Raw genomic sequence first — 23,173 nt, 5'->3', positions numbered from 1 at the left:
TGGATCACCGGTGGAAGGCTTCAGCCGGCTGCGGCTGCCACCGTGGGAGTGGCTGTGGGGATGGGGCGCCGGTGGCTCCGGTCAGGCCGGTCCTGGCGGCAGGCCGAGTTCCTTGCGGATGGCGGGCGCGACCTCGGTGGCCAGCAGTTCGAGGGAGTCGCCCACCATGGGCGCCGGCATGCCGCCGAAGTCGACTTGTCCCATGAAGCGGTCGATGCCGAACAGTTCGCGTTCGGTGAGGATCTTGGCGATGACTTCCTGGGGGCTGCCGGTCATCAGCGCGCCGAAAGGGCCGGAGAGGGCCTGGTACTGCTCGGCACTGACCAGCCAACCGCGGCCGCCGGGGGTCTTGGGGCGCAGGTATTCGCGGTAGAAGGGGAACAGGTCGGCGCGGGCGTCCCGGGAGGCCTTTCCGCCGAGCCACAGCGGCAGCCGTGCCTGCTGGGGGCGGGACGGGACGGGCAGGTGGTTCAGGGCGGGGCGATGGCGGCCGGACCAGGTGACGTACTCGCTGTCGCGGATGGCGAGCAGCAGGTCGAGTTTCTCGGCGAACACCTCGTCGTAGTCGGCGGGGTCGATGCCGAACAGGGTGAAGGCGTCCAGTCCGGCCTGGTCGGCGGCGATGGCGTAGGAGACGATCTCGCGGGTGCGCCGGGCGGGGTCGTGGAGCGTGCCGGCGGCGGGGTCGGTCTTGCAGATCGGACAGGGACAGGATGCCGAGTTCCACGGGGGCTGGCTCCTTGCGGGCAGGGAGGGCGCCGGTCGGTGAGGACCGGCGCACGCGGTCAGTTGCTGATGGCGGGCATGGCCCGCCGGTAGCGGGTGTCGGCGAGCTGCGAGACGAGGAAGGCGGCGATGTCCGCGCGGCTCATCGCGGAGCCGACCTTGTCGTGGCCGAGGAAACCGGCGCGAATGCGGCCGGTGGCCGGCTTGTCGGTGGGGTTGGTGATGCGGGCGACGGTGTAGTCGAGGCCGGAGCCGGTGACGGCTGCGGTCATGCCGGTCAGGTCGGCCAGCGCGTTGGGGAAGGCCAGCCGGGCCATGACGGGCAGGACCTTGTGCTTCCAGTGCGGCTTGTCACGCGGGTCGGCCAGCGACGGGGTGGCCAGGCCGATGAAGCGGGCCACCTGTTCGGCTCGCATGGCGCCGACGATGGTGCGAGTGCCGTCGGTCAGCGGGGTGCCGGTGGCCGAGCGTTTCAGGGACGGACCGAGCGCGCTGATCACCGCGTCCGCGCCCTGGACGGCCTGCCGGACGGCGGCCGCATCGGAGAGCTGCCCGGCGATGACGATCAGGTCCGGGTGGGTGAGGGTGAGCTTGGCCGGGGTGCGGACCAGCGCGGTGACCTGGTGGCGCTCGTCCAGGAGTTGCTGGAGGAGCAGGCGGCCGATGCCGCCGGTCGCGCCGAAGACGGTGACACGCATGAGGTGAGTGGCTCCTTGCGGCAGAGGCCAGGGCAGAGGGAGAGCCAGGGCGGGGTCAGGGGTGGGGCCGCAGGGGTCAGAAGCTGTAGGGGCCGAAGCGGCCCCAGGCGACGAACGCGGCCAGCAGGAACAGGACCGCGTTGAAGGCGATCGCGGAGGGTTCCTTGCGGCGGAGGTGGGTGAGCGCGGCCAGCACCATCACCACGGCCAGGCCGGTGGCGGCCGGCGGGGTCAGGATGGGCGCGATGCCGGTGAGGGCGGGCAGGATCAGTCCGAGCGCGCCGGCCAGCTCGGCGACGCCGATCAGGCGGACGGTGCCCGCGGAGAAGTCCTCCACCCATGGCAGCTTGGCGGCGAGTTTGTCCTTGGGCTGGGTGGACTTCATCACTCCGGCGATGCCGAACATGACGGCCAGGACGGCCTGCACGATCCACAGGACGATGTTCATCGGAAGATCTCCTTGACGGTAGGGGGTGGGGCGGGAGTCCGGCTTGGTGCTCCCGCCTGGCAGGGCGCGCCTGCTCAGCCGTTGAAGACGAGCTCGGGCTGGTCGCGGTGCTCGTACAACTCCCAGTACAGGGGGGCGATCTGCTCGGGCGTGGCGCTCGGGATGCCCTCGGGGCCGCCTTCGCCGATCCACGCGGTGATCGCCACGTGCGCGGCGTGCACGCCGCTGCCGGCCAGCTCGTTGTGCAGGTTGAGCACCCAGTTGCGCAGCGCCGCGGCGGCGGCGTTGACGTTGCCGAGCATGGGGACGGGGTGCACCGAGCCGCCGCCGGTGGTGAACAGCAGCGTCCCGGCGCCGGCCTGCCGCATCGCGGGCAGCACCGCGGCGGCGGCGGCCAGCGCGCCGTAGACGTTGTACTCGATCTGCGGCTGCAGGTTGTCCACCGTGACCTCGCTGGGGACGGCCATGGACAGGCCGGGCACCGGCGAGTGCGGCGCGGGGGAGTACTCCAGCACGTCGATACCGCCGAAGCGGTCGGCCGCCGCTTCAAGAGCGGTGGTCAGGGAGGGGCGGTCCAGCACGTCGGCGGGGAACGCCTCAGCGGTGATGCCTTCCTTGCCGAGCTGGGCGACCAGCGTTTCCAGCTTGTCCTTGGTACGGGCGATCAGGGCGACGTCGAAGCCGCGGCTGCCGAAGGTGCGGGCGATGGCCAGGCCCAGGCCGGGACCGGCGCCGACGATGGCGATGGTGGGCACAATCAGATCTCTTTCGTCGTGGTGGACGGGGGTTCGGGCCGGGTCAGGAGCAGGTGACGGCGAGCTTGCCGAGCGCGCCCGCGCCGAAGGCGGCGAACGCCTGCGGTGCCTGCTCCAGCGGGTAGGTGGCGGTGACCGGGACCCGCAGCGCGCCCGAGGCGGCCTGGGCGGCCAGGGCGGTCAGGGTCCGCGCATTGGTGTCGGCCATGATCGAATGGACGGTGACGCCGGAACCCTCGACGGCATCGGCGGTCAGGCCGATGGTGGAGGCGAGCCGGCCGCCCGGACGCAGCAGGCTCGCGAGCCCGGCGCCGTCACCCGCCAGGTGCAGCACGGCGTCCACCCCTTCCGGGGCGAGCGCGCGGACCTGGGCCGGCAGGTCGCCGCTGAAGTCCACGACGTGAATCGCGGCGTCGGTGAGGCCGGTGACGAAGTCGGCCTCGGCGCCGGGCCGGGCGGTGGCGATGACGCGGGCGCCGCGGGCGGCGGCCAGTTGCACGGCCAGCGCGCCGACCCCGCCGGTGGCGCCGGAGATCAACACCGTCTCACCCCGCACGAGGGCGACGGCGTTGAGGCTGTCCAGCGCCGCGGTGCCGGCCAGGCCCAGCGCGCCCGCCTCCTCCACAGTGAGCCCATCGGGGATGGGGGCGATGCCGTAGCCGGCGGACACGGTGACGTACTGGGCCAGCGACCCGGTGCCCAGGAACGGCTTCATCACCACGCCGAAGACCGCCTGCCCGACCGTGAAGCCCTCGACACCCTCGCCGAGCGCCTCGACGGTGCCGGCGAAGTCCTTGCCCACCACCAGCGGGAAGCGGTGCTCCATCGCCCCTTGCAGGTAGCCGGCCGCGGTGGCGGCGTCGAAGCCGTTGATCGAGGAGACGGCCACCTTGACCAGCACCTCCCCGGCCTCAGGCTGCGGGGTGGGGACGTCGGCCACGGACGGGGTCTGCGGGACGGAGTTCAGCGTTACGGCACGCATGAGCTGCACCTTTCAAGAAGTGGAACGGCCTGCCCGATTCCATGATGCAGCTTAACAACGAAACTGGGCAGGTCGTTCCACTTGGGTAGGGTGACAATCATGACCTCCACCGCGGAGCCCGACTCGCCCGCCGACCGGCAGCCCGAACCGGGACTGCGTGCCGACGCCGAACGCAACCGCGAACGCATCCTGGCCGCCGCCCGCCGCCTGTACGCCGGCCACGGCCTCGGCGTGTCCATGGCCTGCATCGCCCGCGAAGCCGGTGTCGGCAAGGCCACCCTGTCGCGCCGGTTCACCACCCGCGAAGAGCTCATCAGCGCCGTCTTCGCCGACCGGATGGACGCCTACGCCGCGGCCGTCGCCGTCGCTCTGGCCGATCCCCACCCCTGGCACGGCTTCGTCGGCTACGTCGAGGCGGTCTGCGCCATGCAGTCCGCCGACCGCGGCTTCGCCGAGGTGCTGGCCATGACCTTCCCCGCCGCCAAAGCCCTGGAGGCCCGCCGCATCGAGGCCTACAGCGGTTTCCTCGAACTCATCGCCCGGGCCAAGGCCGGCGGTCACCTGCGCGCGACTTCACCGACCAGGACATGGTCGTCCTGCTGATGGCCAACGCCGGCGTCGTGGCCGCCACCGCCGACGCCGCGCCCAAGACCTGGCGGCGCCTGGTCGGCCAGATGCTGCGCGCCTGGGCCACCCCCGGCGCCGCGCTGCCCCCGATGGAGCCGGCGCCCGCCCCCACCGCGCTGTTTCGGGCCATGGTCCGCCTCACCCGTCGCTCCGCTGCCGACGGCAAGGACACCGGACAGGCAACCGGCCAGCCGACGGAGCCGCCGGCGGAGCGCTGAACAGAGCGGGCGGGCGGCGTTCACGCCGGGGCCTCGCGGAGACTGGTCCGGTTCTGGCGTTCGGAGGACCCCGGCAGGAACGCCGTCAGCGCGGCATGCGGCGCCGCCGGTGCGGCACGCCCCGGCGCAGCGGGGCCGGTCGCGCCGGCCTCACGACGTCGCCGCCCGCCATTGCCGAACATGCCGGAACCCGGCAGCCGCCACGCCGGCCGCGGGATCTGGCCCGCCGCTGGTGCCGCGCGACCATCACGTCCCCTCACCGTTCGTCTCGGGCGGCCTCCCCGCAGGGGCAGCGGTGTGGGCTGCAACCCAGGCGAGCAGGGCTTCGAACACCGGCCGAAGAGAGCGGGCCTTGTCGGTGAGGGTGTATTCCACGCGGGGCGGGACCTCGGCGTAGACCTTGCGCGTGATCAGGCCGTCGTCTTCGAGTTCCCGCAGCTGTTTGGTCAGCATGTGCTGGGTCACCTGGGGGATCTCGCGGCGTAGCTCGCCGAAGCGGTGCATCCGCTCATCCAGGAGCCAGAGGATCTCCAGCTTCCACTTACCGCTGATCATCGCCAGGAGCCGGCGCGTCTCGCGCCGTGTATCCATCGCCTCAGCCACGACACCCTCCATAGTATGGAAAACCATACTAACTGTCTCAAAAACATCGTACTTCAACCGATTCATGCAACCTCGTAAACTGATATCGGTCGCTACGGCAACAGGAGAACGACGATGAACACAGAGACGATCGTGCACCCGCGGCTGCACCACCTCGGGATCACCACCAGCAACATCGACGCCATGGTGAACTGGTACCGACTCGTGGTCGGGATGGACCTGGTCCACCGCACCGACTCGGCGACAGCCGGCACCGACGAGGCCGCGGTGATGAAGTCCGCGTGGGTGACCAATGACGAGGCCAACCACCGGCTGGCCTTCGTGCAGGTGCCCGGCCTGAGCGAGGATCCGGACAAGGCCCGGCACCACCGCGTGCAGCATTTCGCCTTCGCCTACAACACACTCGACGAGCTGCTCGGGAAGCCCATCGGCCACTTCGTCGACCCCGAGCAGCTGCTGCAGGCCCGGCAGGCCGGGGCGTCCCCCCTCGGAGCTGAGCAAGCGCGCCTGGCGCGACGAGTTCGCACCGGCCCAGCCGTATGACCCCAGGGTCCTTCTCTGACCCTGGCCTGCCTCAATGGCGGAGAACGTGCTGGAGTGCTGGTGAACAGTCCCGGCGCCCTGCGCGTGGCTCCCGCCCCGATGCGAAGCATCGCATGGCTCGTCGGGATCGGGCCATGACAGACGACGCGCCCGCGCCCGCCGCCGGGCCGGCCGGAACATCCGCTGATGCGTCGCGCACCGGTGTGCCCAGCGTGCGCCGGACCGGGGCGGGCACGGGGTGCCGACTCTTCCATCCCTTCTGATGACACCGACCGGCTGGCGTGATCTCCCTGAGCGTAAGGAGCGACAACGTGCCCACAGTGGCCGCCATCGGTGGCGGCTACGGCGGCATCACGCTGGCCAAGGCCCTCGACGAGCATCTCGACGTGGTGCTCATCGAGCCCAGGACGCCTTCGTGCACTCGGTCGCAGCGCTGCGCGGCCTGGTTGACCAGGAGTGGAGCGGCCGCTCCTTCTTCGACCACGCGAGCCTGCTCACCCGCGGCCGCGTGCCCCGCGACCGGGCCGTCAAGGCCGACGCCACCGGCGTGAGCACCGCGGCCGGCGGCCGGATCGACGCCGACCACATCGTCCTGGCCACCGGCTCGACCTAACCCCTACCCGGCCAAGTACGACCTCGACGACAGCGCCGCCGTGCTGGCCAAGCTCACCACCACCCGTCAAGCCCCGCACGAGGCCGGGCACGTGCTGCGGCTCGGGGCGGAACCGGTACGGCGTCGGCGTAGGGGAGGGGCCGGCGCAGACCGGAAGCGTCGTGGTGGACGGACAGGTCACCGGCTGCTTGATACATGGGGCTCTGCCCCGAGCTCTTGGCCTGCAGTTGTACGTTCCTCGCCTGGTCACCGGTGGCAGAGATGCCGGTGTTGTCGCCCGCGCTCGACATGCATCCAGCATGCTCCCCAACCGCATGCATCCGGACTGATAGTGACGAACGCGTGACCTGCCTGCGGCCCCACCTCCGTCACGTCCCACGCCGCGTACGCTCGGCTCTCTTCGAGGCCCGGGCCGGCTGGCCGCCGAGCTGTGGGTCGCATTCGGCCTCGTGGTCACGCCTCCAGAGGTAGGTGTCGCGCTCGGTGGAACGAGCATGGTGAACCAGCCGTCGTTGCTGTTTTCGCGGCAGGGTCGCAGGCAGTGTGGTGAAGGTTTCTGGAAGTACGGCGAGCGTGCTGCTGACCTGTTCGCCGTCGAACATCTGTAGCAGTCCCGTGCACTGCCACCAGCCGATCTTGCCGCCGCGACCGTCTGAGTTGCCTGGTCGAGGCCGGGCCGGGCCCGGTTGGTGCCGGTGAGTCCCTTGTCGAGACAGATCCGGTCGTCGCCGACGCCGAGTTCCAGGAGGATCTCGCGTTGGGCGGTGAGGTCTTGCAGGACGGTCGAGCATCGGGCGTAGCCGATGAGTTCCCCCGCCCGCCGACTGTATCGTTTAGCCTCCGGTCACCGGACACTTTCGCGGACTACCTCTCTGAGACGGCGTCGCCGCAGGTCGAGATCTCGCCTGAGGGTCGATCGTGGTTGTCCGGTGAGCGCTCCCCTAACGGGCACTGTGCGACTGTGATCGTTCCCAGCGATGACCCTGTTCCTGGCTTCCTCAACCCCGATACCCTGATCGCCCCTTTGGGAAGGAATCGGCATGGCTGACCATGGGGCCGTCTTCGAAGGCCCCTTCGACAGTGACGAGGCCGCCGATGCCATTGCGGAACTGGAAGAACGCGATGACATCGCGGCGGCGATGACTGAGGTACTCGACGAGTTCGTCCGCGACAACAAGGACTACGCCGAGGAGGGGCAAGTGGATGCCGCCCTGGCGGTCGCCTGCCTGGTCGCGGCCCGCATCTCAGGAATCGCTCCCGATGAGGACGCTCATCACTGGCTGGACCGCAACCCCTTCACCGTCTTTGATGACCTGCGTCGGCTGGCCGCCGTCGCGTTCGATCTGGCCACCCGTTTCGACGACAATTACCTCAGCGAGGTCCGGGCTGCGGACTGGCCGGTGTTCCTGGAACATCTGGAGCCCTACCGCAAGGCCCTGCACGGTGAACCGCAGGAGCCAGCGTCCCCGTTCGTTGCGGACCTCTCCCACTCCGGGAGGTGCTGGCTCCAGGTGTTCTGGAGCATCACCGACCAGAGTCTGCCGGATGACAGCGCCTACGCCGATGTCGCGGAACGCCTTGTCCGGGCCGTCAACATGGCCCCGGACTGGCTCGCTTGGTGGCGTCCGGCCGGCCTGCAGGAGCTGCTCGTCTTCGGAGAACTCGTGCCGGGCGCCTGCAGCGAGCGGATCTCTCGTGGTCGCACCACAGCCGAGGCTTGGATCGGCTTCGGCCACTCCCCTGAAGTCTCCGAGGCCTCCGCCGCCCAGCAGGTCGCCGACGATGTTCGTACGGCCCTGATCGCGGCGGGCCGCTATCTCGGCCTTGCCCCTGTTCCCCCGCTTCCCGCCCTTGACTAAGACGCCCCGAAACCATCGGCTCGGCAAGCGGAGCGACCAACCATGTCCCGTCGTGGACCTTTTTGGACAGCAGAACGTCCCCCGCAGGAGGAGGAACGAGGCGGAGCATCAACCGCACAGAGTTGCCGAACCGCGCTGATAATTTCTTCACCTACCTGGGGGTCGTCCCCAAACCCATCCCCTAACGGTGTCCCGCTCGAAAACACGGTTTCATGCTGTGAGCTGGGGTTTTGCTGCGTGATCAGAGCGACGGCTGCGACCATCGCAAGGTGTTGTTGTCGCTTGTCTACCGGTTGGTGAGGTGCTTGTTCGGCCTGCTGGCGGTGCTGGTCCGCTCCGATCTATCCAAGGACGTTGAGCTGCTGGTGCTCCGTCATGAGAATCAGGTGCTGCGTCGTCAGCTCGGTGACCGGCCGCGGTGGGGACACGTCGACCGGCTCTGGCTCACAGCGTTGTCGAGGCTGGTTCGCCGCCGCCGGTGGGCGGAGACGTACCCGGTCACGCCGGCGACGATCTTACGCTGGCATCGCAACCTGGTAGCGCGTAAGTGGACCTTCACCGACAGGCGGCGCCCTGGACGGCCATGCACCCGCCGACCAGTCAAGGCACTGATTGTGCGGATGGCGCGGGAGAACCCGACCTGGGGGCACAGGAGGATCCCAGGCGAGTTGGCTCGCCTGGGTTACCCGATCGCAGCCTCCACGGTGTGGGAGATCCTGCACACGGCCGGTATCGACCCGGTGCCCCGCCGGGCGGGGCCGAGCTGGCGGCAGTTCCTGGCCGCCCAGGCCCACGCGATCATCGCGTGTGACTTCCTGGTGGTCGAGACCATGCTGCTCAAACGGTTGTACGTGCTGGTCTTCATCGAGCACGGCACCCGGAGACTGCACCTTGCCGGAGTGACCGCGCACCCAACCGGGGCATGGACGGTGCAGCAGGCTCGCAATCTCGTGATGGACCTGGGCGATCGCATATCCGGGCTGCGGTTCGTGATCCACGACCGGGATCCTCTCTTCACCTCCGCCTTCCGGGAGGTCTTCACCGCCGAAGGGCTGCGGGACATCACCACCCTGCCGCGGACGCCGAGGATGAACGCCATCTGCGAGCGCGTCATCGGCACCCTACGCCGCGAACTCCTGGACCGCATCCTGATCCTCAACGAACGTCACCTGGTACTCGTGCTCGGCGAATATCTGATCCACTACAACGGGCACCGGCCGCACCAGTCACGGCAACAGCGTCCCCCGGACATCGCATCGCAGCCCGCCCGCGACCTGACCGACCTACGATCCATCCGCCGAAAACCCGTCGCCACAGGCACGATCAACGAATACCACCACGCCGCTTAACCGCAGCTCAGACCACGTAACTCAATATTCGAGCGGCACACGATCGGCGCGCCGCCGACCCGGCCGTTCCGGGTTGTGGACGGCCTTGGCCTCGGGAACGGTGACTTCCAGGTCGGCAGCACCATCGGGCTGCGGCCGGGCGTCCTCGTGCCCGGTGACCGCACGACCTGGAACATCACCGGACGACTCCGCAAGCTCGCCTTTCACGTGGCCTGGACTCTCCTCTTGATGAACTGAGTGGCGGCGATGACGGCTTCGGCTCTGAAATTCCCGCTGAAGGTAATCAATTAGTGATCATCTGCGCTTAAGATACCGCTTCTTGTCACGGTCCAAAACTTTCGGGAAGAGGGATCGCGTGTACGGTCAGCAGCCTCCCAGCTATCCCCCGCACTCGGGGCCTTACCATCATGAAGCCCCTTCTTATCAACCGTACGCGCCACCGCCCAGACGCGGGGTCAACGGGCCGGCGGTCGCGTCGCTCGTGCTCGGCCTGTTATGGATTTACGGCCTCGGCAGCCTGCTGGCCGTCGTGTTCGGCCACATAGGGCTGTCGGCCAGCCGCAGAACGCACGCCGCAGGAACCGGGCTGGCCATCGCAGGACTGATCCTTGGATATGCGGGCCTGGCGGTGGCCGTCGTGCTGCTCGGCCTCGGACTGCTCGCCGGACTGGTCGCATCGACGGAACCGCCGGCGAGCAGCGGTTCGACGGCAGCGCAGGTGGAACAGACACCCGAGCCGACCAAGAGTGCTTTTCGAGCCGCCGACTACCGGCCGCTCACCACGCGAGGTTTCGACAAACTGGTGAAGGATCCCGACGCCTACGCCGACCGTCAATACGTCATTTACGGCGAGGTCCGCCAGTTCGACGCGGCTACCGGGAATGACAGGTTCCTCGCGAACACCGGCCCGGTCAAACTGCAGGCGTCCTCCGGCTACACCGATTTCGAGCAGAACACGGAGCTGCGCGGCACGAAGTCACGCCTGGCGGATGTGGTGGAGGGTGATTTGTTCCAGGCTTATGTGACGGTCATCGGCAGTTTCAGCTATGAGACTCAGATGGGCGGAAGCACGACCGTGCCGGCGTTCACCATCGACCGCATCAAGGTGTACGGAAGCGTCAAATAGGAGCCGAGCGTCCGGCTCCGCTGCCTTGATACGGTCGGATGGAACCACTGCATCCCACGCCATCGCTGACTCACGGAAGGGTCCGCCATGAGTCTGCAGCGGATCGGGCGCCTGGGTTACTTGCCGAGCAAGTCGAGGGCGATGTCGACGATCATGTCTTCCTGACCGCCGACGAGCCGGCGGCGGCCGACTTCGAGCAGGATGGTGCGCACGTCGATGCCGTACTGGCGGGAGGCGGCCTCGGCGTGGCGCAGGAAGCTGGAGTAGGCGCCGGCGTAGCCGAGCGTGAGGGTCTCGCGGTCCACCTGGACGGGGCGGTCCTGGAGGGGGCGGACAATGTCGTCGGCGGCGTCCTGCAGGGCGAACAGGTCGCAGCCGTGCTTCCACTCGTTGAGGTTGGCGACGGCGATGAACGGCTCGATGGGGCAGTTGCCGGCGCCCGCGCCGTGCCCGGCCAGGGAGGCGTCCACGCGGGTGACGCCTTCCTCGACGGCGACGACGCTGTTGGCGACGGCCAGAGACAGGTTCTGGTGGGCGTGGATGCCGAGCTGGGTGTCCGGGTTCAGGACGTCGCGGTAGGCGCGGATGCGGTCGCGGACGCCGTCCATGGTGAGGCGGCCGCCGGAGTCGGTGACGTAGACGCAGTGGGCGCCGTAGGACTCCATCAGCTTGGCCTGCTTGGCCAGTTCGGCGGGGGGTGCCATGTGGCTGAGCATGAGGAAGCCGGCCACGTCCATGCCTATCTCGCGGGCGGTGGTGATGTGCTGGGCGGCGACGTCGGCCTCGGTGCAGTGGGTGGCGATGCGGATGGAGCGCACGCCGAGGGAGTAGGCGTGCTTGAGCTCGGCGATGGTGCCGATGCCGGGCAGCAGGAGAGTGGTGAGCGTGGCCCGGTTGAGGTTTTCGGCGGCGGCTTCGATCCATTCCCAGTCGGTGTTGCTGCCGGGGCCGTAGTTGATCGAGGCGCCGGCGAGGCCGTCGCCGTGGGCGACCTCGATGGCGTCCACGCCGGCGGTGTCGAGGGCGGCGACGATGCGGCCGACGTCGCGCGGGGTGATGCGGTGGCGGACGGCGTGCATGCCGTCCCTGAGGGTGACGTCCTGGATGTAGAGGCTCATGCGGTGGCTCCAGCGATGGCGATGCGTTCGGCGACGCGCAGCGCGGCCGAGGTCATGATGTCGAGGTTGCCGGCGTAGGCGGGCAGGTAGTGGGCGGCGCCCTCCACCTCCAGGAACACCGACACGCGGGTGGTGACCGGCTCGGGGGTGAGCGTGGTGACCGGCTCGTCGACCGGCGTGAACTGCACGTCCTGCTTGAGGCGGTAGCCGGGGACGTACTTCGCCACTTCGGCGACCATCTCTTCGATGGAGGCGCGGACGGCGTCGTGGTCGGCGTCGCCGGTCAGGCAGAAGACGGTGTCGCGCATGATGAGCGGTGGGTCGGCGGGGTTGAGCACGATGATCGCCTTGCCGCGGCCGGCGCCGCCGACGCTTTGGATGGCGGCCGAGGTGGTCTCGGTGAACTCGTCGATGTTGGCCCGGGTGCCGGGGCCGGCCGACTTGGAGGCGATGGAGGCGACGATCTCGGCGTAGGCGACGGGGGTGACGCGGGAGACGGCGTGCACGATGGGGATGGTGGCCTGGCCGCCGCAGGTGACCATGTTGAGGTTGGGCGCGCCGAGGTGGGCGTCCAGGTTGACCGGGGGGACGACGAACGGGCCGATCGCGGCGGGGGTCAGGTCGATGAGGGTCTTGCCGTACGGCTCCAGCTTGGCGGCGTTGGCGACGTGGGCCTTGGCGGAGGTGGCGTCGAAGACGATGCCGATGTCGGCGAAGCCGTCCATGGCGATCAGGCCGTCCACGCCCTCGTGGGTGGTGGGCACCTTGAGGCGGCGGGCGCGGGCCAGCCCGTCCGAGGAAGGGTCGATGCCGACCATGGCGCCCATCTCCAGAGTGCCGGAGAGGCGCAGTACCTTGATCATCAAGTCGGTGCCGATGTTGCCGGAGCCGATCACGGCCACTTTGGTCTTGTTCATGCCTTGTCCTCGAAGGTCACGGCCACCGTGCCGAGTCCTGAAATGTCGGCCTTTACGGTGGTGCCGGGGGAGATGGGGACCATCGGTCCCAGGGCACCGGACAGGATCACCTGGCCGGCGCGTAGCGGGTCGCCGTGGTCGGAGGCGGTGCGGGCCAGCCACAGCAGCGCGTTGAGCGGGTCGCCGAGGCAGGCGGTCCCGGTGCCCTCGGAGACGAGCCGGTCGTCGGCGTACATTCGCATGGTGGCTTCGACCGGCTCGAACGCGGTCAGCGGGAGCTGGTCGGTGCCCAGGACGTACAGGCCGCTGGAGGCGTTGTCGGCGACGGTGTCGATGATGGTGATGTCCCAGTCGGCGATGCGGCTGTCGACGATCTCCATGGCGGGGACGGCGTAGGCGACCGCCGCCCGCACCGCCGCCAGGTCGAGGTCGCCGGACAGGTCGGCGGCGAGTACGAAGGCGATCTCGGCCTCGATCTTGGGCTGCATCAGGAGGTCCGCACGCGTGGAACCGGTGACCTCCATGTCGGCGAAGAGCACGCCGAAGTCGGGCTGGTCCACGCCAAGCTGCTGCTGAACGGCGGGCGAGGTGAGGCCGATCTTCCGGCCGGTCACTGGGGCGGTGTGGCGGCGGGCGTTCAGCAGGCGCTGCACCTGGTAGGCGTCCGCGAGGTCAGTGATGAGGTCGCGGACCGGCCGGCACGGCTTGCCGGTAAGAGCCGCATCTGCCAGCCGGTCCACGGCCTCGTCCATGGCGGTCATCGCGTGGCCTCCTGTGTGGCGGTGGCGACGGCGAAGCCCGCGATCCATTCGGGGATGGCTCGGTAGAAGCGGGAGGTCATCCGGTATTTGCCGGTGGCGGCCAGGGAGGCGAACGCCGCGATCCACGTCCGCACCTCATGCGCGGAGCCGCCGCCCTCGGCGCCCATCCACTCCACGCTCCAGCCGTCCACGTCCTCCAGGCGTCCGCCGGCGAGGGTGTCGAGGACCAGGTTGTCCCACTCGGGGTTGATGGGGATCATCGCCGTCGAGCCTGCGGCGTAGTCGCGGCCGGCCTGGATCACCCGCTGCTCGCCACGCAGCCGCTGCTCGGGGGTGGGTGGGTGGCCCTCGATGAGGGCGTCGGCGACGCGGGGCGGCGCGCCGTCCAGCACGGGCACGGGCGGGTCGTGCGAGAGCCCGCCGGAGCCGAGGAACAGCACCCGCCGGTCCAACTCGGCGGCGGCCTCGCCGATGGCGGTGCCGAGCGCGCGGATGCGGCTGACCGGCCCGAGCGGGGTGGCGACGCCGTTGACGAAGACCGGGACGACGGGGACGCGGTCGATGCCGCCGAACAGCACCTCCAACGGCTGGACGAACCCGTGGTCCACGGTCATCCGGGCCGAGATCGTCAGATCGACGCCGTGATCGAGCACATCGCGGGCGATGGCGCGGGCGGCCTCGGTGTCCACTGACAGCGGCCCGGCCGCCGAGCCGAAGTCGCCGACCGCGTTCGCCTCGGTGGCGAGGCAGAACGGCGGCATCTCCTTGTAGAAGAAGCCGTTGTAGTGGTCGGGCGCGTACAGCACGACCAGCTCGGGATCGAAGGCACGTACGAAGGCGCGGGCCTCGTCCACCGCGGCGTCCACGGCCGCGAGCACGTCCGGGGCCGGATCGTTCTTGCCGATCAAGGGGGAGTGGGACAGGCCGACTGCTGCGGTGATCATGAGGTGATCTCCTTAATGACGAGCTTGCCGGTGAGCCGCCCGTCGAGCATGAGCTGGAAACCCTTGTGAATCTCGTCCAGCGGCAGCGTGCGGTCGATCACCGGGCGCAGGCCCGTCGCGTCCATCAGGTTGAGCAGCGCGACCAGCTCGCTGCGGGTGCAGCCGGTCGAGCCGAGGATGCGTTGTTGCAGATAGAAGATGCGGCCGAGGTCGGCGGGCGGGTTGGTGCCGCTGGTCGCGCCGGCGATGACGATCGTGCCGCCGGGGCGCAGCGCCTTCAGCGAGTGCGTCCAGGTGGCCTCGCCGACCGTCTCGATCACCACGTCGACGCGCTCGGGGAGCCGCTCCCCGGTCGGGACGGCGGCGCGAGCGCCCCAGGACAGGGCCTGGGCGAGCTTGTCCGCGCTGCGGCTGGTGGCGTACACGACGGCCCCGGCGGCGACGGCCAGCTTGATCGCGGCCGAGGCGACGCCGCCGCCCGCGCCCTGCACGAGCACCCGATCCCCGGCCCTGACCTGCGCCTGGGTGAATAGCATCCGGTACGCGGTCGTCCAGGCGACTGGGAGGCAGGCGGCCTCGTCGAACGACAGCCACGACGGCTTGGGGATCAGGTTGCGGGTCGGCACGGTCAGGTACTCGGCGAACGCGCCGTCGTGCTGCTCCGACAGCAGCGCCCGGTTCGGGTCCAGGGTCTCGTCGCCGCGCCCGGCGTCCGGGTCGGCGATGACCGGGTGCACGATGACCTCGTTGCCGTCCTCGTCGTAGCCGGCGGCGTCGCAGCCGAGGATGATCGGCAGCCGCTCGGGCGGGTGGCCGACACCGCGCAGCGTCCACAGGTCGTGCATGTTCAGCGAGGACGAGACGACCCGGACGATCGACCAGCCAGGCCGGGGTTCGGGCTTGGGGACGTCGCCCAGGACCAGCCCGGACAGCGGGTCGGTCGCGCTCTGGGAGACGGCGGTGGCGGCAAGCATGCTGCAACGTTGTCTGACCAGCACCGATCTCCGACAGCTTGTGTGCCGTTGTACGGAACGAGCGTTGGAAGAGCGAGCCCGGCGCCCTGTTGTCTTACGCCCATGACCATCGAACTCCCGCACGGGGCTCTGCGGCGCCCGGCCGAGCTGGCCCCGGCCATCGACGTCTCCGGGCTGGTGGACGCCGAGGGCGGGCTGGTGGATCGCGCCATCTTCACCGATCAGCAGATCTACCGGCAGGAGCTGCGCCGCGTGTTCGCGCCGAGCTGGCTGTTCCTGGCGCACGCCGACCAGTTCCACAAGCCCGGCGACTTCTTCACCACCTACATGGGCGAGGACCCGGTCATCGTCACCCTCGACCGCAACCGCCGCGTCCGCGCGTACCTGAACTCCTGCCGCCACCGCGGCGCCCGCGTGTGCCGCGCCGACTACGGCGCCACCCGCAACTTCACCTGCACCTACCACGGCTGGGCCTACGACCTGGACGGCAAGCTGGTCAGCGTGCCGAACAAGGCCGGCTACCCAGAGTCGTTCGACACGGGGGAATGGGGCCTGGTGGAGGTGCCGCACGTCGACAGCTACCGCGGCCTGATCTTCGGCACCTGGAACCCCGAACCGGTGCCGCTGCGCGAGTCGCTGGGCGACATGGCCTGGTACATGGACGCCATGCTCGACCACGACGAGCAGGGCACGGTCGTGGTCGGCGGCGTGCACAAATGGGTGCTGGAGGGCAACTGGAAGCTGGCCGCCGAACAGTTCGCCACCGACTGGTACCACGTCAACATGAGCCACGCCTCCGCGCTCATGGTCCTCTCGCCCACCGGCAAGGGCCCCAAGGACGAGATCGTGCACCGCACCGGCCGCCAGTACGCCGGCCCGAACGGTCACGGCGCCGGCTTCCCGGTGCACCCGAAGAACCGCTTCGACGCGAAAACCGTGCACCAGTGGACGGACTACCAAGCACTGCGTGAGCGCCTCGGTGACGCCCGGGTCGAGGGGCCGCTCACGAACGGCCACGCCACCGTCTTCCCGAACTTCTCCTACCTGCCGGTCAACGGCTCCATCCGCGTCTGGCACCCCAAGGGCCCGGACCGGATGGAGGTGTGGGCCTGGACGATCGTCGACAAGTCCATGCCGCCCGAGGTCCGAGAGGCCCAGCGGCTGTACAACCTGCGTACGTTCGGCCCCAGCGGCATCTTCGAGCAGGACGACGGCGAGAACTGGAGCGAGGTGCAGGCCGTCGCGCACGGGTTCATCACCAACAGCGTGCCGCTCAACTACCAGATGGGCCTCGGCTCCGAACGCGACGACGGCCGTCACCCCGGCACCACCAGTGAGCTGTACAGCGACGCCGCCGGCCGGGCCTTCTATGCGCGCTGGCGCGAGCTGATGACCACCCCCGCCTGGCACGAGGAGGACGGCAGATGAGCGAGGGCATCCGCGTCGCGGCGCTGGACGACATCCCCGAGGGCGAGGGCATCGCCATCGACAAGTCGATCATCGGCACCGACGACAACGTGGCGCTGCTGCGCGACACCGATGGCAGCCTGTGGGCGCTGGACGACACCTGCACCCACGAGGACGCCTCCCTGGCCGACGGCTGGGTCGAGGACGGCTACGTCGAGTGCCCCCTGCACTCCAGCAAGTTCTGCCTGAAGAACGGCGAGGTCCAGGGCCTGCCCGCCACTCGCAGCACCTGCCCGCACCGGGTCGAGGTCCGTGACGGCGAGGTCTACCTCTTTCCCAACCAGGCGCCATGAAGGTCGTCATCGTCGGCGGCGGCATCGCCGGCGTCAGCACCGCCGCCGCGTTGCGCGCGGGCGGCTTCGACGGCGACCTCACCCTGGTCGACGCGGGTGAGTTCCCCTACGACCGGCCGCCGCTGTCGAAGGAGTACCTGGCCGGATCGAAGGATTCCAAGCAGATCGCCCTGCAGCCGCCGCACTGGTACGACGAGCAGCGCGTCCGCCTCCTCAGCCGCACCAAGGTGACCGCCCTGCGTACCCGGGACGGCGGCGTAGAGCTGGCCGACGGCACCCTGGTGCCCGCCGACCGGGTGGTCCTGGCGACCGGTGGGGGAGCGGCTCGCCCGCCCATTCCTGGTGCCGGAAGTGACCGGGTGCACGTGTTGCGCACGGTCCGGGACGCCGACCGGCTGCGGGCCGCGCTCACCCCCGGGGCCCGCGTGCTCGTGGTCGGCGCCGGGCTGATCGGCGCGGAGGTGGCTTCCACCTGCGTGGATTTCGGGTGCGAGGTCGTCCTGGTGGATCCGGCGGCCACGCCGCTCACCGCCGCCCTCGGCGCGGAACTCGCCGCCTGGGTGCACGCCCTGCACGACGCCCGAGGCGTCACCGTCAAACGGACAGGTGTCGCGGCCTTCGCCGACGCCCCTCGCGGGATCAAGGCGACCTTCCTGACAAGCCTGGAGCCGCAGGAGTTCGACCTGGCCGTGCTCGGGGTGGGCATGCTGCCCAGCACCTCGCTGGCCGCGACGGCCGGGCTGGAAGTGGACCGCGGCATCGTCGTGGACGCTCATCAGGTGACCAGCAACCCCGCGGTGCTCGCCGTCGGCGACCCGGCCAGGATGCGCAGGAAAGGGCTGCTCCTGCCCCGCGCGGAGCACTGGGAGGCGGCCCAGCACGATGGCGCCCGCGCCGCGGCCACCATCCTCGGCATCCGGCCGCCCGCACCGACGGCACCGTGGTTCTGGACCGACCGGCACGGCTGCCACATCGAGGCCGTCGGACACATGGAGGCCGCCGAACAGATCGTCGTGCGCGGCTCGTTCGACCACCCGGCGTTCTCTGTCTTCGGACTGCGCGACGGCTGGGTCGTCGCGGCCGCCGCCGTGGACGACTCCATCGCCGTGCGAGCGGCCCGCCGCATGATCGACCGCCGGATTCCGGCCGATCCGGACCGGCTGTCCGACCCGTCCGTGAACCTGCGCACGCTGCTGCGCGCCTGAAGGGGAATCGATGACCACCGTGAGCACCGCCGGGGTGCGCGCAGACCGCGACACCCACTTCGAGGTGGAGCAGTTCTACTACGAGGAGGCCGAACTGCTCGACGCCGGCCGCTACGCCGACTGGCTCGACCTGCTCGCCGACGACCTCGACTACTGGATGCCTACCCGCACCAACCGGCTGCGCCGACAGCAGGCCCTGTCGGTGGCGGCGCGGGGCGAGGCCGCCTTCTACGACGAGAGCAAGGAGAGCCTGGCCTGGCGCATCCGCCGCTTCGACTCCGGCATGGCCTGGGCCGAGGACCCGCCCTCGCGCACCCGCCACCTGATCAGCAACGTGATGGCCCGCCACGTCGACCCCGGCGAGCATCCCGGCTTCACAGAAGACGACGTGCTGGTACGCAGCGCGTTCCTGGTCTACCGCAACCGTCTGGAACGCGAGGAGAACGTCTTCGCCGGCAGCCGCACCGACATCCTGCGCCGCGTCAGCGGCAGCTTCCAGGTCGCCCGCCGCACCATCCTGCTCGACCAGAACATCCTGCTGGCCAAGAACATCTCCACCTTCTTCTAAAGGACCTCCCGTGAAACAGCACGTAGTGACCACCACACTCGGCGACATCGCCGTCGCCGAGACCGGCGAGGGCCCCGTCCTGGTGATGCTGCACGGGGGCGGCCCCGGCGCCTCCGGCGTCAGCAACTACCACCAGAACCTGCCCGAGCTGTCGCGCCACTTCCGCGTCGTCCTGCCCGACCAGCCCGGCTTCGGCGGCAGCTACCGCCCGACCGAAGAGGACCTGGACAAGCGCTCCATCACCGAGATCACCGTCGATGCCCTTTTCCAGGCGCTCGACGCCCTCGGCATCGACACCTTCCACCTGCTGGGCAACAGCCTCGGAGGCGCCGCCGCCATCGCCATGGCCCAGCAACGCCCCGATCGGGTCGCCAAGCTGGTGCTGATGGCGCCCGGCGGCGGCTGGCTGCCGTTCGGCCCCACCCCGACCGAGGGGCAGAAGGAGATGTTCCGCTACTACAACGGCGGCGGGCCCAGCGAGAAGAAGATGGCCGCGTTCATCCGCACCATGGTCTTCGACCACAAGCAGTTCGGCGAGGACGTCGTCAAGGCCCGCTACGAGGCCTCTCTCGACGACAGCCACATCGCCTTCTACCACCGCTACAACGCCGCCTTCGCCAAGCGCGGCGGCATGGACCCGCTCTGGCGCGACCTGCACAAGATCAAGGCTCCGACGCTGCTCCTGTGGGGCCGCGACGACCGCACCATCACCCTCGACGGCGCCCAGCTCATGCTCAAGCAGATCCGAGACGTGCAACTGCACGTCTTCGGCCGCTGCGGGCACTGGGTACAGCTCGAACGGCAGCAAGAGTTCGAGAACCTCGTGACGGGCTTCCTGACGTGAGCGGCTGGCTGCAGGGCTACGTCGCCCTGATCACCGGCGGCGGCTCCGGCATCGGCCGCGCCGTCGCCGAACGGTTCCTGGCCGAGGGCGCGTCGGTGACCGTCCTCGGCCGCGACGCCGCCCAGCTCGACCAGGTCACCGGAGACAGGGTGCACCGGGTCACCGCCGACGTGCGCGACTCCGATGCGCTGCACGCGGCCGTCGCCGAAACCGTCGAATGCTTCGGCAAGCTCGACACCCTGGTCGCCAACGCCGGCGTGTGGGACTACCAGCGCCAGCTCACTCGCCTGTCCGGCAAGGACATCGACGCCGCCTTCGACGAGATCTTCTCCATCAACGTCAAGGGCTACCTGCTGGCCGCTGAGGCCGCCTGGCCGGAGCTGGTCAAGACACGCGGCAGCATCGTCATGACGCTGTCCAACTCCTCCTTCTACGTCAACGGCGGCGGCCCCCTCTACACCGCCAGCAAGCACGCCTGCCTCGGGCTGATGCGCGAACTGGCTTATGAGCTGGCGCCCAAGGTCCGGGTGAACGGCGTCGCGTGCGGCGGGATGAACACCGACCTGCGCGGCCCCGAGACCCTGGCGCTAGGAGACCGCTCGATTGCGGCCTCCTTCGCCAAGCAGCAGGGCACCCCGCCGATCCCGCTGCACGACTCCAGCACCGACCCGCGCGACTTCACCGCGCCCTACGTCCTGCTCGCCGCCCGCGAGCAGAGCGGCACCATCACCGGACACGCCATCTCGGCCGACGGCGGCATCGGCGTTCGGGGGTTCGCCCGCGCCGCCGGCGGCGACCACCTCTGAGGAGCCCCCGATGATCGACGTCAACCCCGCCTCCGCCGTGGCGCGTAACGCCCGCTACTTCCCCGACGTCACCGCCGTCCGCTACCCCGGCGGCGACCTCACCTACGCCCAGCTCGACGACAAGGCGGCCCGGTTGGCGACCGTCCTGGCCGAGGACGGTGTCGGCACCGGCGACCGGGTCGCCTACGCCGGCCTCAACAGCGCCGCGTTCCTGGTCACCATGCTGGCCACCTTCCGGCTGGGCGCGATCTTCGTCCCGGTCAACTTCCGGCTCGCCGAACCGGAGCTGCAGCGGGTGCTCGACAGGAGCGGCGCCCGTACCGTCATCTGCGAGGAAGGCCATCGCGGGCAGGTCGACAACGTGCGCGAGGCGACCGCGCTGACACGCTTCCTCCTGGTGGACGACGACGGCGAGGTGTCCGCCGCCACCGGATGGGAGCCCTGGGCGGGCCTGGTCTCCGCGGCCACTCCGGCGCCGTCCGTGGTGGCCAGGACGTTCGACGACCCGGCGATCCTCATGTTCACCTCCGGCACCACCGGCCTGCCCAAGGGCGTCATCCTCACCCACGGCAACGCGTGGTGGAACGCCGTCAACGTGGACACCATGCTGGACACCCGCCGTGGCGACGTCACCTACGCGGGCGCGCCGCTGTTCCACATCGGGGCGCTCAACAGCTTCGCGTTGCGGGCGCTCGTACGCGGCGGCACGGTGCTGGTCCGCAGGAGCTTCGACCCGGCGGGGTTCCTCGACGACCTGGCCACGTACCGGTTCAACTCGATGTTCGGCGTGGCAGCGATGTTCGCGGCGCTCGCCCGGGTGCCGGGCGTGTTCGAGCACGACTTCAACTCGTTGCGCTCCATCGTGGTGGCTGGCGCTCCGGTGCCGCCCGCGCTGATCGAGCAGTTCGCCGCGCACGGCGTGCTGCTGCAGCAGGCGTGGGGGCTGACCGAGACCGCGCCGTTCGCCACGCACCTGCCCGCCGAGCGCACGCTGACGAAGGTGGGCTCCGCGGGCATCCCGATGCCGTACACCGAGGTACGCGTCGTGGACGCCAACACCAACCAGCCGCTCAAGCCGGGCGAGGCCGGTGAGCTCGTCGTCCGCGGCCCCAACGTGACCCCCGGCTACTGGGAGAACCCCGAGGCCACCGCCGCCGCGTTCGACGAGGAGGGCTGGTTCCACTCCGGTGACATCGGTTACCTGGACGAGGACGGCTGCCTGTACATCGTGGACCGGCTCAAGGACATGATCATCAGTGGTGGCGAGAACGTCTATCCGGCCGAGGTCGAGCGGGTGTTGTCCGCAATGCCGGGCGTCGTGGACGTCGCGGTCGTCGGTGCGGTCGACGAGCAGTGGGGCGAGACCGTCGTCGCGGTGGTGTCCACGGCCGAAGGCGTGACGCTCACGCTGGAGGACGTCCGAGAGTACGCTGCGGCGCACTTGGCCCGGTACAAGCTGCCCCGGGTGCTCAGGATCGTGGCGAAGGTGCCGCGCAACGCCTCCGGCAAGCTGGAGAAGCTCGTCATCCGCCGCATGATCGAGGAGAATGCATGATCACCGTACCGTTCGATGGCCGGGTGCGCCTGGAGCGCTGCGCCGCCGGGCGGCTGCGCGACGCCTATCCCGTGGCCGCCCACGACCTCGAAGTGCAGGCGCCCGAAGCCGACGCCGGGCTCCTGCGTGCGGTGGTGGACGCCGTGGCGCAGGCAGACCCGCACTGCCGCCGTGTCGTCTACGCCGTCCCGGAGGGCGACCTGAACCGGATGGCCGTGGCCGAGTCCGCCGGGTTCCGCTACGTGGTGGACGTGGACCTGGCCGACGCCCAGCTCAGCCTCCTGGTGGCCGAGCCGGAGTGGGTGACCAGGACCGACATGGACCTCGACCACGTGCCGGGCAGTTAGCCGCGGTTCCGGCGTCCCAGCAGGGCGAGCTGCTGGGACGCCGCCGCGCCCACCCGCCGCAGCGAGCCGGCCTGGGCCCGGGTGTCGAAACGTCCGGTCGGGCCCGACACCGACATGGCCGCCACCACCTTGCCGCGCACGCCGAAGATCGGCACCGCGACGCAGCTCAGCCCGGGTGCGGCCTCCTGATCGTCGAACGCCACGCCCTCGTCGCGTACCCGGGCGATCTCCGCGGCCAGCCCGGCGGGGTCGGTGATGGTGCTCGCCGTGTACCGTCGAAGCTCGGTGCGGAGCACCCGGTCGAGGGCGTCGTGATCGTAGGCGAGCAGCACCTTGCCCACGGCCGTGCAGTGCGCGGGCGCCCGGCCGCCGACACGTGACGGCGAGGGGACGGGACGATGGCCGTGCAGCTTGGACAGGTAGACGACCTCGACGCCGTGCAGCACGGCCAGGTGCACCGTGCCGCGCGTCAGCTCGTACAGATCCATGGTGAACGGCAGGAGCACGTCGCGGACTTGCTCGTGGCCGGGCGCCAGCACCTGCCGCCCCAGCTCCTGCAGCCGCTCGCCCAGCCGGTACTTCTGGCCGACCTTCTCCACGACGCCGTTGCGTTCGAGCACGCCGAGCAGCCGGAACGCGGTGGACTTGCTCAGTTCCGCGCGCCGCGCCAGCTCGCTCACCCCAATGCCGGTGCTGCCCTGGCTGCCGAAGGACTCTAGGAGGTTCACCGCCTTCTCCACGGCGGCTCGGTCGTCCCTGGCTGACGATGGCCTCTCGACGACGATCTCGCTCATGCGCTGCTCCGCTGACTACCGATGTTGCGCAGG

General features: G+C 69.9%; 29 protein-coding genes. 15 read left to right on the top strand and 14 right to left on the bottom strand.

The annotated features are described in order from the left end of the window. Positions 1-81 precede the first annotated feature (81 nt). The 5 genes from HD597_RS34890 to HD597_RS34870 form a co-directional block, all read right to left on the bottom strand. Positions 82-588: an LLM class flavin-dependent oxidoreductase gene (locus HD597_RS34890; protein ID WP_372513636.1), complete on the bottom strand. Its 507-nt coding sequence runs from the start codon at positions 586-588 to the stop codon at positions 82-84. Between the two features lie 197 nt (positions 589-785). Further along, the gene (locus HD597_RS34885) at positions 786-1,424 is read right to left on the bottom strand and encodes an NAD(P)-dependent oxidoreductase (RefSeq protein ID WP_253747580.1); all 639 of its coding nucleotides are present in this window, start codon (positions 1,422-1,424) and stop codon (positions 786-788) included. 76 nt (positions 1,425-1,500) lie between these two features. Beyond that, complete coding sequence (locus HD597_RS34880; protein ID WP_253747578.1) at positions 1,501-1,872, bottom strand: DoxX family protein; 372 nt, start codon at positions 1,870-1,872, stop codon at positions 1,501-1,503. Between the two features lie 74 nt (positions 1,873-1,946). Continuing rightward, positions 1,947-2,627, bottom strand: a complete 681-nt coding sequence (locus HD597_RS34875; protein ID WP_253747576.1) for an SDR family NAD(P)-dependent oxidoreductase — start codon at positions 2,625-2,627, stop codon at positions 1,947-1,949. A gap of 43 nt (positions 2,628-2,670) precedes the next feature. Continuing rightward, the gene (locus HD597_RS34870) at positions 2,671-3,609 is read right to left on the bottom strand and encodes an NADP-dependent oxidoreductase (protein WP_253747573.1); all 939 of its coding nucleotides are present in this window, start codon (positions 3,607-3,609) and stop codon (positions 2,671-2,673) included. 99 nt (positions 3,610-3,708) lie between these two features. Between HD597_RS34870 and HD597_RS34865 the strand changes: the two genes are divergently transcribed. Together HD597_RS34865 and HD597_RS34860 are read left to right on the top strand one after the other, a co-directional pair. Then, on the top strand, positions 3,709-4,212 hold the full coding sequence (locus tag HD597_RS34865; RefSeq protein ID WP_253747571.1) for a TetR/AcrR family transcriptional regulator: 504 nt from the start codon (positions 3,709-3,711) through the stop codon (positions 4,210-4,212). Continuing rightward, entirely contained in the window at positions 4,197-4,454 is a 258-nt protein-coding gene (locus HD597_RS34860; protein ID WP_253747570.1) for a hypothetical protein, read from the top strand. The genes HD597_RS34865 and HD597_RS34860 overlap by 16 nt, the downstream gene beginning before the upstream one ends. 246 nt (positions 4,455-4,700) lie before the next feature. Here HD597_RS34860 and HD597_RS34855 read toward each other — a convergent pair whose 3' ends face one another. Then, positions 4,701-5,057, bottom strand: a complete 357-nt coding sequence (locus HD597_RS34855; protein WP_253747568.1) for a winged helix-turn-helix transcriptional regulator — start codon at positions 5,055-5,057, stop codon at positions 4,701-4,703. A 114-nt stretch (positions 5,058-5,171) separates the two neighbouring features. On the opposite strand from HD597_RS34855, the gene HD597_RS34850 reads away from it, so the two are divergent. Both HD597_RS34850 and HD597_RS34845 read left to right on the top strand, forming a co-directional pair. Beyond that, entirely contained in the window at positions 5,172-5,600 is a 429-nt protein-coding gene (locus HD597_RS34850; RefSeq protein ID WP_253747566.1) for a VOC family protein, read from the top strand. 415 nt (positions 5,601-6,015) lie between these two features. Then, positions 6,016-6,213, top strand: coding sequence for a hypothetical protein (locus HD597_RS34845; RefSeq protein ID WP_253747564.1), 198 nt, complete (start codon positions 6,016-6,018; stop codon positions 6,211-6,213). Here the strand turns inward: HD597_RS34845 and HD597_RS67000 are convergent. Next, positions 6,128-7,018, bottom strand: a complete 891-nt coding sequence (locus tag HD597_RS67000) for a recombinase family protein (protein WP_372513635.1) — start codon at positions 7,016-7,018, stop codon at positions 6,128-6,130. The genes HD597_RS34845 and HD597_RS67000 overlap by 86 nt on opposite strands. A gap of 235 nt (positions 7,019-7,253) precedes the next feature. Between HD597_RS67000 and HD597_RS34840 the strand changes: the two genes are divergently transcribed. After that, a complete protein-coding gene (locus tag HD597_RS34840; protein WP_253747562.1) occupies positions 7,254-8,072 on the top strand; it encodes a DUF4259 domain-containing protein in 819 nt (272 codons plus the stop codon). Between the two features lie 305 nt (positions 8,073-8,377). After that, complete coding sequence (locus tag HD597_RS34835; protein WP_253747449.1) at positions 8,378-9,421, top strand: integrase core domain-containing protein; 1,044 nt, start codon at positions 8,378-8,380, stop codon at positions 9,419-9,421. A 21-nt stretch (positions 9,422-9,442) separates the two neighbouring features. On the opposite strand, the gene HD597_RS34830 is transcribed toward HD597_RS34835, so the two are convergent. Beyond that, the gene (locus HD597_RS34830) at positions 9,443-9,628 is read right to left on the bottom strand and encodes a hypothetical protein (protein ID WP_253747560.1); all 186 of its coding nucleotides are present in this window, start codon (positions 9,626-9,628) and stop codon (positions 9,443-9,445) included. A 148-nt stretch (positions 9,629-9,776) separates the two neighbouring features. Between HD597_RS34830 and HD597_RS34825 the strand changes: the two genes are divergently transcribed. Beyond that, positions 9,777-10,547: a DUF4190 domain-containing protein gene (locus HD597_RS34825; protein ID WP_308210750.1), complete on the top strand. Its 771-nt coding sequence runs from the start codon at positions 9,777-9,779 to the stop codon at positions 10,545-10,547. 116 nt (positions 10,548-10,663) lie between these two features. On the opposite strand, the gene dmpG is transcribed toward HD597_RS34825, so the two are convergent. From dmpG to HD597_RS34800, 5 genes are read right to left on the bottom strand one after another with little or no spacing between them, the layout of a single operon-like run. Continuing rightward, positions 10,664-11,665: a 4-hydroxy-2-oxovalerate aldolase gene (dmpG, locus tag HD597_RS34820; protein ID WP_253747556.1), complete on the bottom strand. Its 1,002-nt coding sequence runs from the start codon at positions 11,663-11,665 to the stop codon at positions 10,664-10,666. Further along, the gene (locus HD597_RS34815; RefSeq protein WP_253747554.1) at positions 11,662-12,582 is read right to left on the bottom strand and encodes an acetaldehyde dehydrogenase (acetylating); all 921 of its coding nucleotides are present in this window, start codon (positions 12,580-12,582) and stop codon (positions 11,662-11,664) included. Before HD597_RS34815 ends, dmpG begins: the two co-directional genes overlap by 4 nt. After that, a complete protein-coding gene (locus tag HD597_RS34810; protein ID WP_253747552.1) occupies positions 12,579-13,343 on the bottom strand; it encodes a 2-keto-4-pentenoate hydratase in 765 nt (254 codons plus the stop codon). Before HD597_RS34810 ends, HD597_RS34815 begins: the two co-directional genes overlap by 4 nt. Then, complete coding sequence (locus tag HD597_RS34805; protein WP_253747550.1) at positions 13,340-14,287, bottom strand: 3-carboxyethylcatechol 2,3-dioxygenase; 948 nt, start codon at positions 14,285-14,287, stop codon at positions 13,340-13,342. Before HD597_RS34805 ends, HD597_RS34810 begins: the two co-directional genes overlap by 4 nt. Continuing rightward, entirely contained in the window at positions 14,284-15,261 is a 978-nt protein-coding gene (locus HD597_RS34800) for a zinc-binding dehydrogenase (protein ID WP_253747548.1), read from the bottom strand. Before HD597_RS34800 ends, HD597_RS34805 begins: the two co-directional genes overlap by 4 nt. Positions 15,262-15,363: 102 nt before the next feature. Here HD597_RS34800 and HD597_RS34795 point away from each other — a divergent pair, with 102 nt between their 5' ends. From HD597_RS34795 to HD597_RS34760, 8 genes are read left to right on the top strand one after another with little or no spacing between them, the layout of a single operon-like run. Beyond that, positions 15,364-16,689, top strand: a complete 1,326-nt coding sequence (locus HD597_RS34795; protein WP_253747546.1) for an aromatic ring-hydroxylating dioxygenase subunit alpha — start codon at positions 15,364-15,366, stop codon at positions 16,687-16,689. Next, complete coding sequence (locus HD597_RS34790) at positions 16,686-17,021, top strand: non-heme iron oxygenase ferredoxin subunit (RefSeq protein WP_253747544.1); 336 nt, start codon at positions 16,686-16,688, stop codon at positions 17,019-17,021. The genes HD597_RS34795 and HD597_RS34790 overlap by 4 nt, the downstream gene beginning before the upstream one ends. After that, positions 17,018-18,226: an NAD(P)/FAD-dependent oxidoreductase gene (locus tag HD597_RS34785; RefSeq protein WP_253747542.1), complete on the top strand. Its 1,209-nt coding sequence runs from the start codon at positions 17,018-17,020 to the stop codon at positions 18,224-18,226. The genes HD597_RS34790 and HD597_RS34785 overlap by 4 nt, the downstream gene beginning before the upstream one ends. Before the next feature lie 10 nt (positions 18,227-18,236). Beyond that, positions 18,237-18,794 carry a 3-phenylpropionate/cinnamic acid dioxygenase subunit beta gene (locus HD597_RS34780; protein WP_253747541.1) on the top strand — a complete coding sequence of 186 codons (558 nt, stop codon included), beginning with the start codon at positions 18,237-18,239 and terminating at the stop codon, positions 18,792-18,794. Positions 18,795-18,804: 10 nt separating this feature from the next. Next, on the top strand, positions 18,805-19,638 hold the full coding sequence (locus HD597_RS34775) for an alpha/beta fold hydrolase (RefSeq protein ID WP_253747539.1): 834 nt from the start codon (positions 18,805-18,807) through the stop codon (positions 19,636-19,638). Beyond that, on the top strand, positions 19,635-20,444 hold the full coding sequence (gene hcaB / locus HD597_RS34770) for a 3-(cis-5,6-dihydroxycyclohexa-1,3-dien-1-yl)propanoate dehydrogenase (protein WP_253747537.1): 810 nt from the start codon (positions 19,635-19,637) through the stop codon (positions 20,442-20,444). Before HD597_RS34775 ends, hcaB begins: the two co-directional genes overlap by 4 nt. Positions 20,445-20,454: 10 nt before the next feature. After that, positions 20,455-21,999: an AMP-binding protein gene (locus HD597_RS34765; protein WP_253747535.1), complete on the top strand. Its 1,545-nt coding sequence runs from the start codon at positions 20,455-20,457 to the stop codon at positions 21,997-21,999. Further along, the gene (locus HD597_RS34760; protein ID WP_253747533.1) at positions 21,996-22,346 is read left to right on the top strand and encodes a hypothetical protein; all 351 of its coding nucleotides are present in this window, start codon (positions 21,996-21,998) and stop codon (positions 22,344-22,346) included. Before HD597_RS34765 ends, HD597_RS34760 begins: the two co-directional genes overlap by 4 nt. Here the strand turns inward: HD597_RS34760 and HD597_RS34755 are convergent. Next, positions 22,343-23,140, bottom strand: coding sequence for an IclR family transcriptional regulator (locus tag HD597_RS34755; protein WP_253747531.1), 798 nt, complete (start codon positions 23,138-23,140; stop codon positions 22,343-22,345). The two genes, HD597_RS34760 and HD597_RS34755, sit on opposite strands and share 4 nt — an antisense overlap. Between the last annotated feature and the right edge of the window lie 33 nt (positions 23,141-23,173).

Source organism: Nonomuraea thailandensis, from assembly GCF_024172165.1.
In the GTDB taxonomy this organism is placed as follows: domain Bacteria; phylum Actinomycetota; class Actinomycetes; order Streptosporangiales; family Streptosporangiaceae; genus Nonomuraea; species Nonomuraea thailandensis.
The sequence above is the reverse complement of the archived record's forward strand: the minus strand, read 5'-3'. Positions and strand labels throughout refer to the sequence as shown.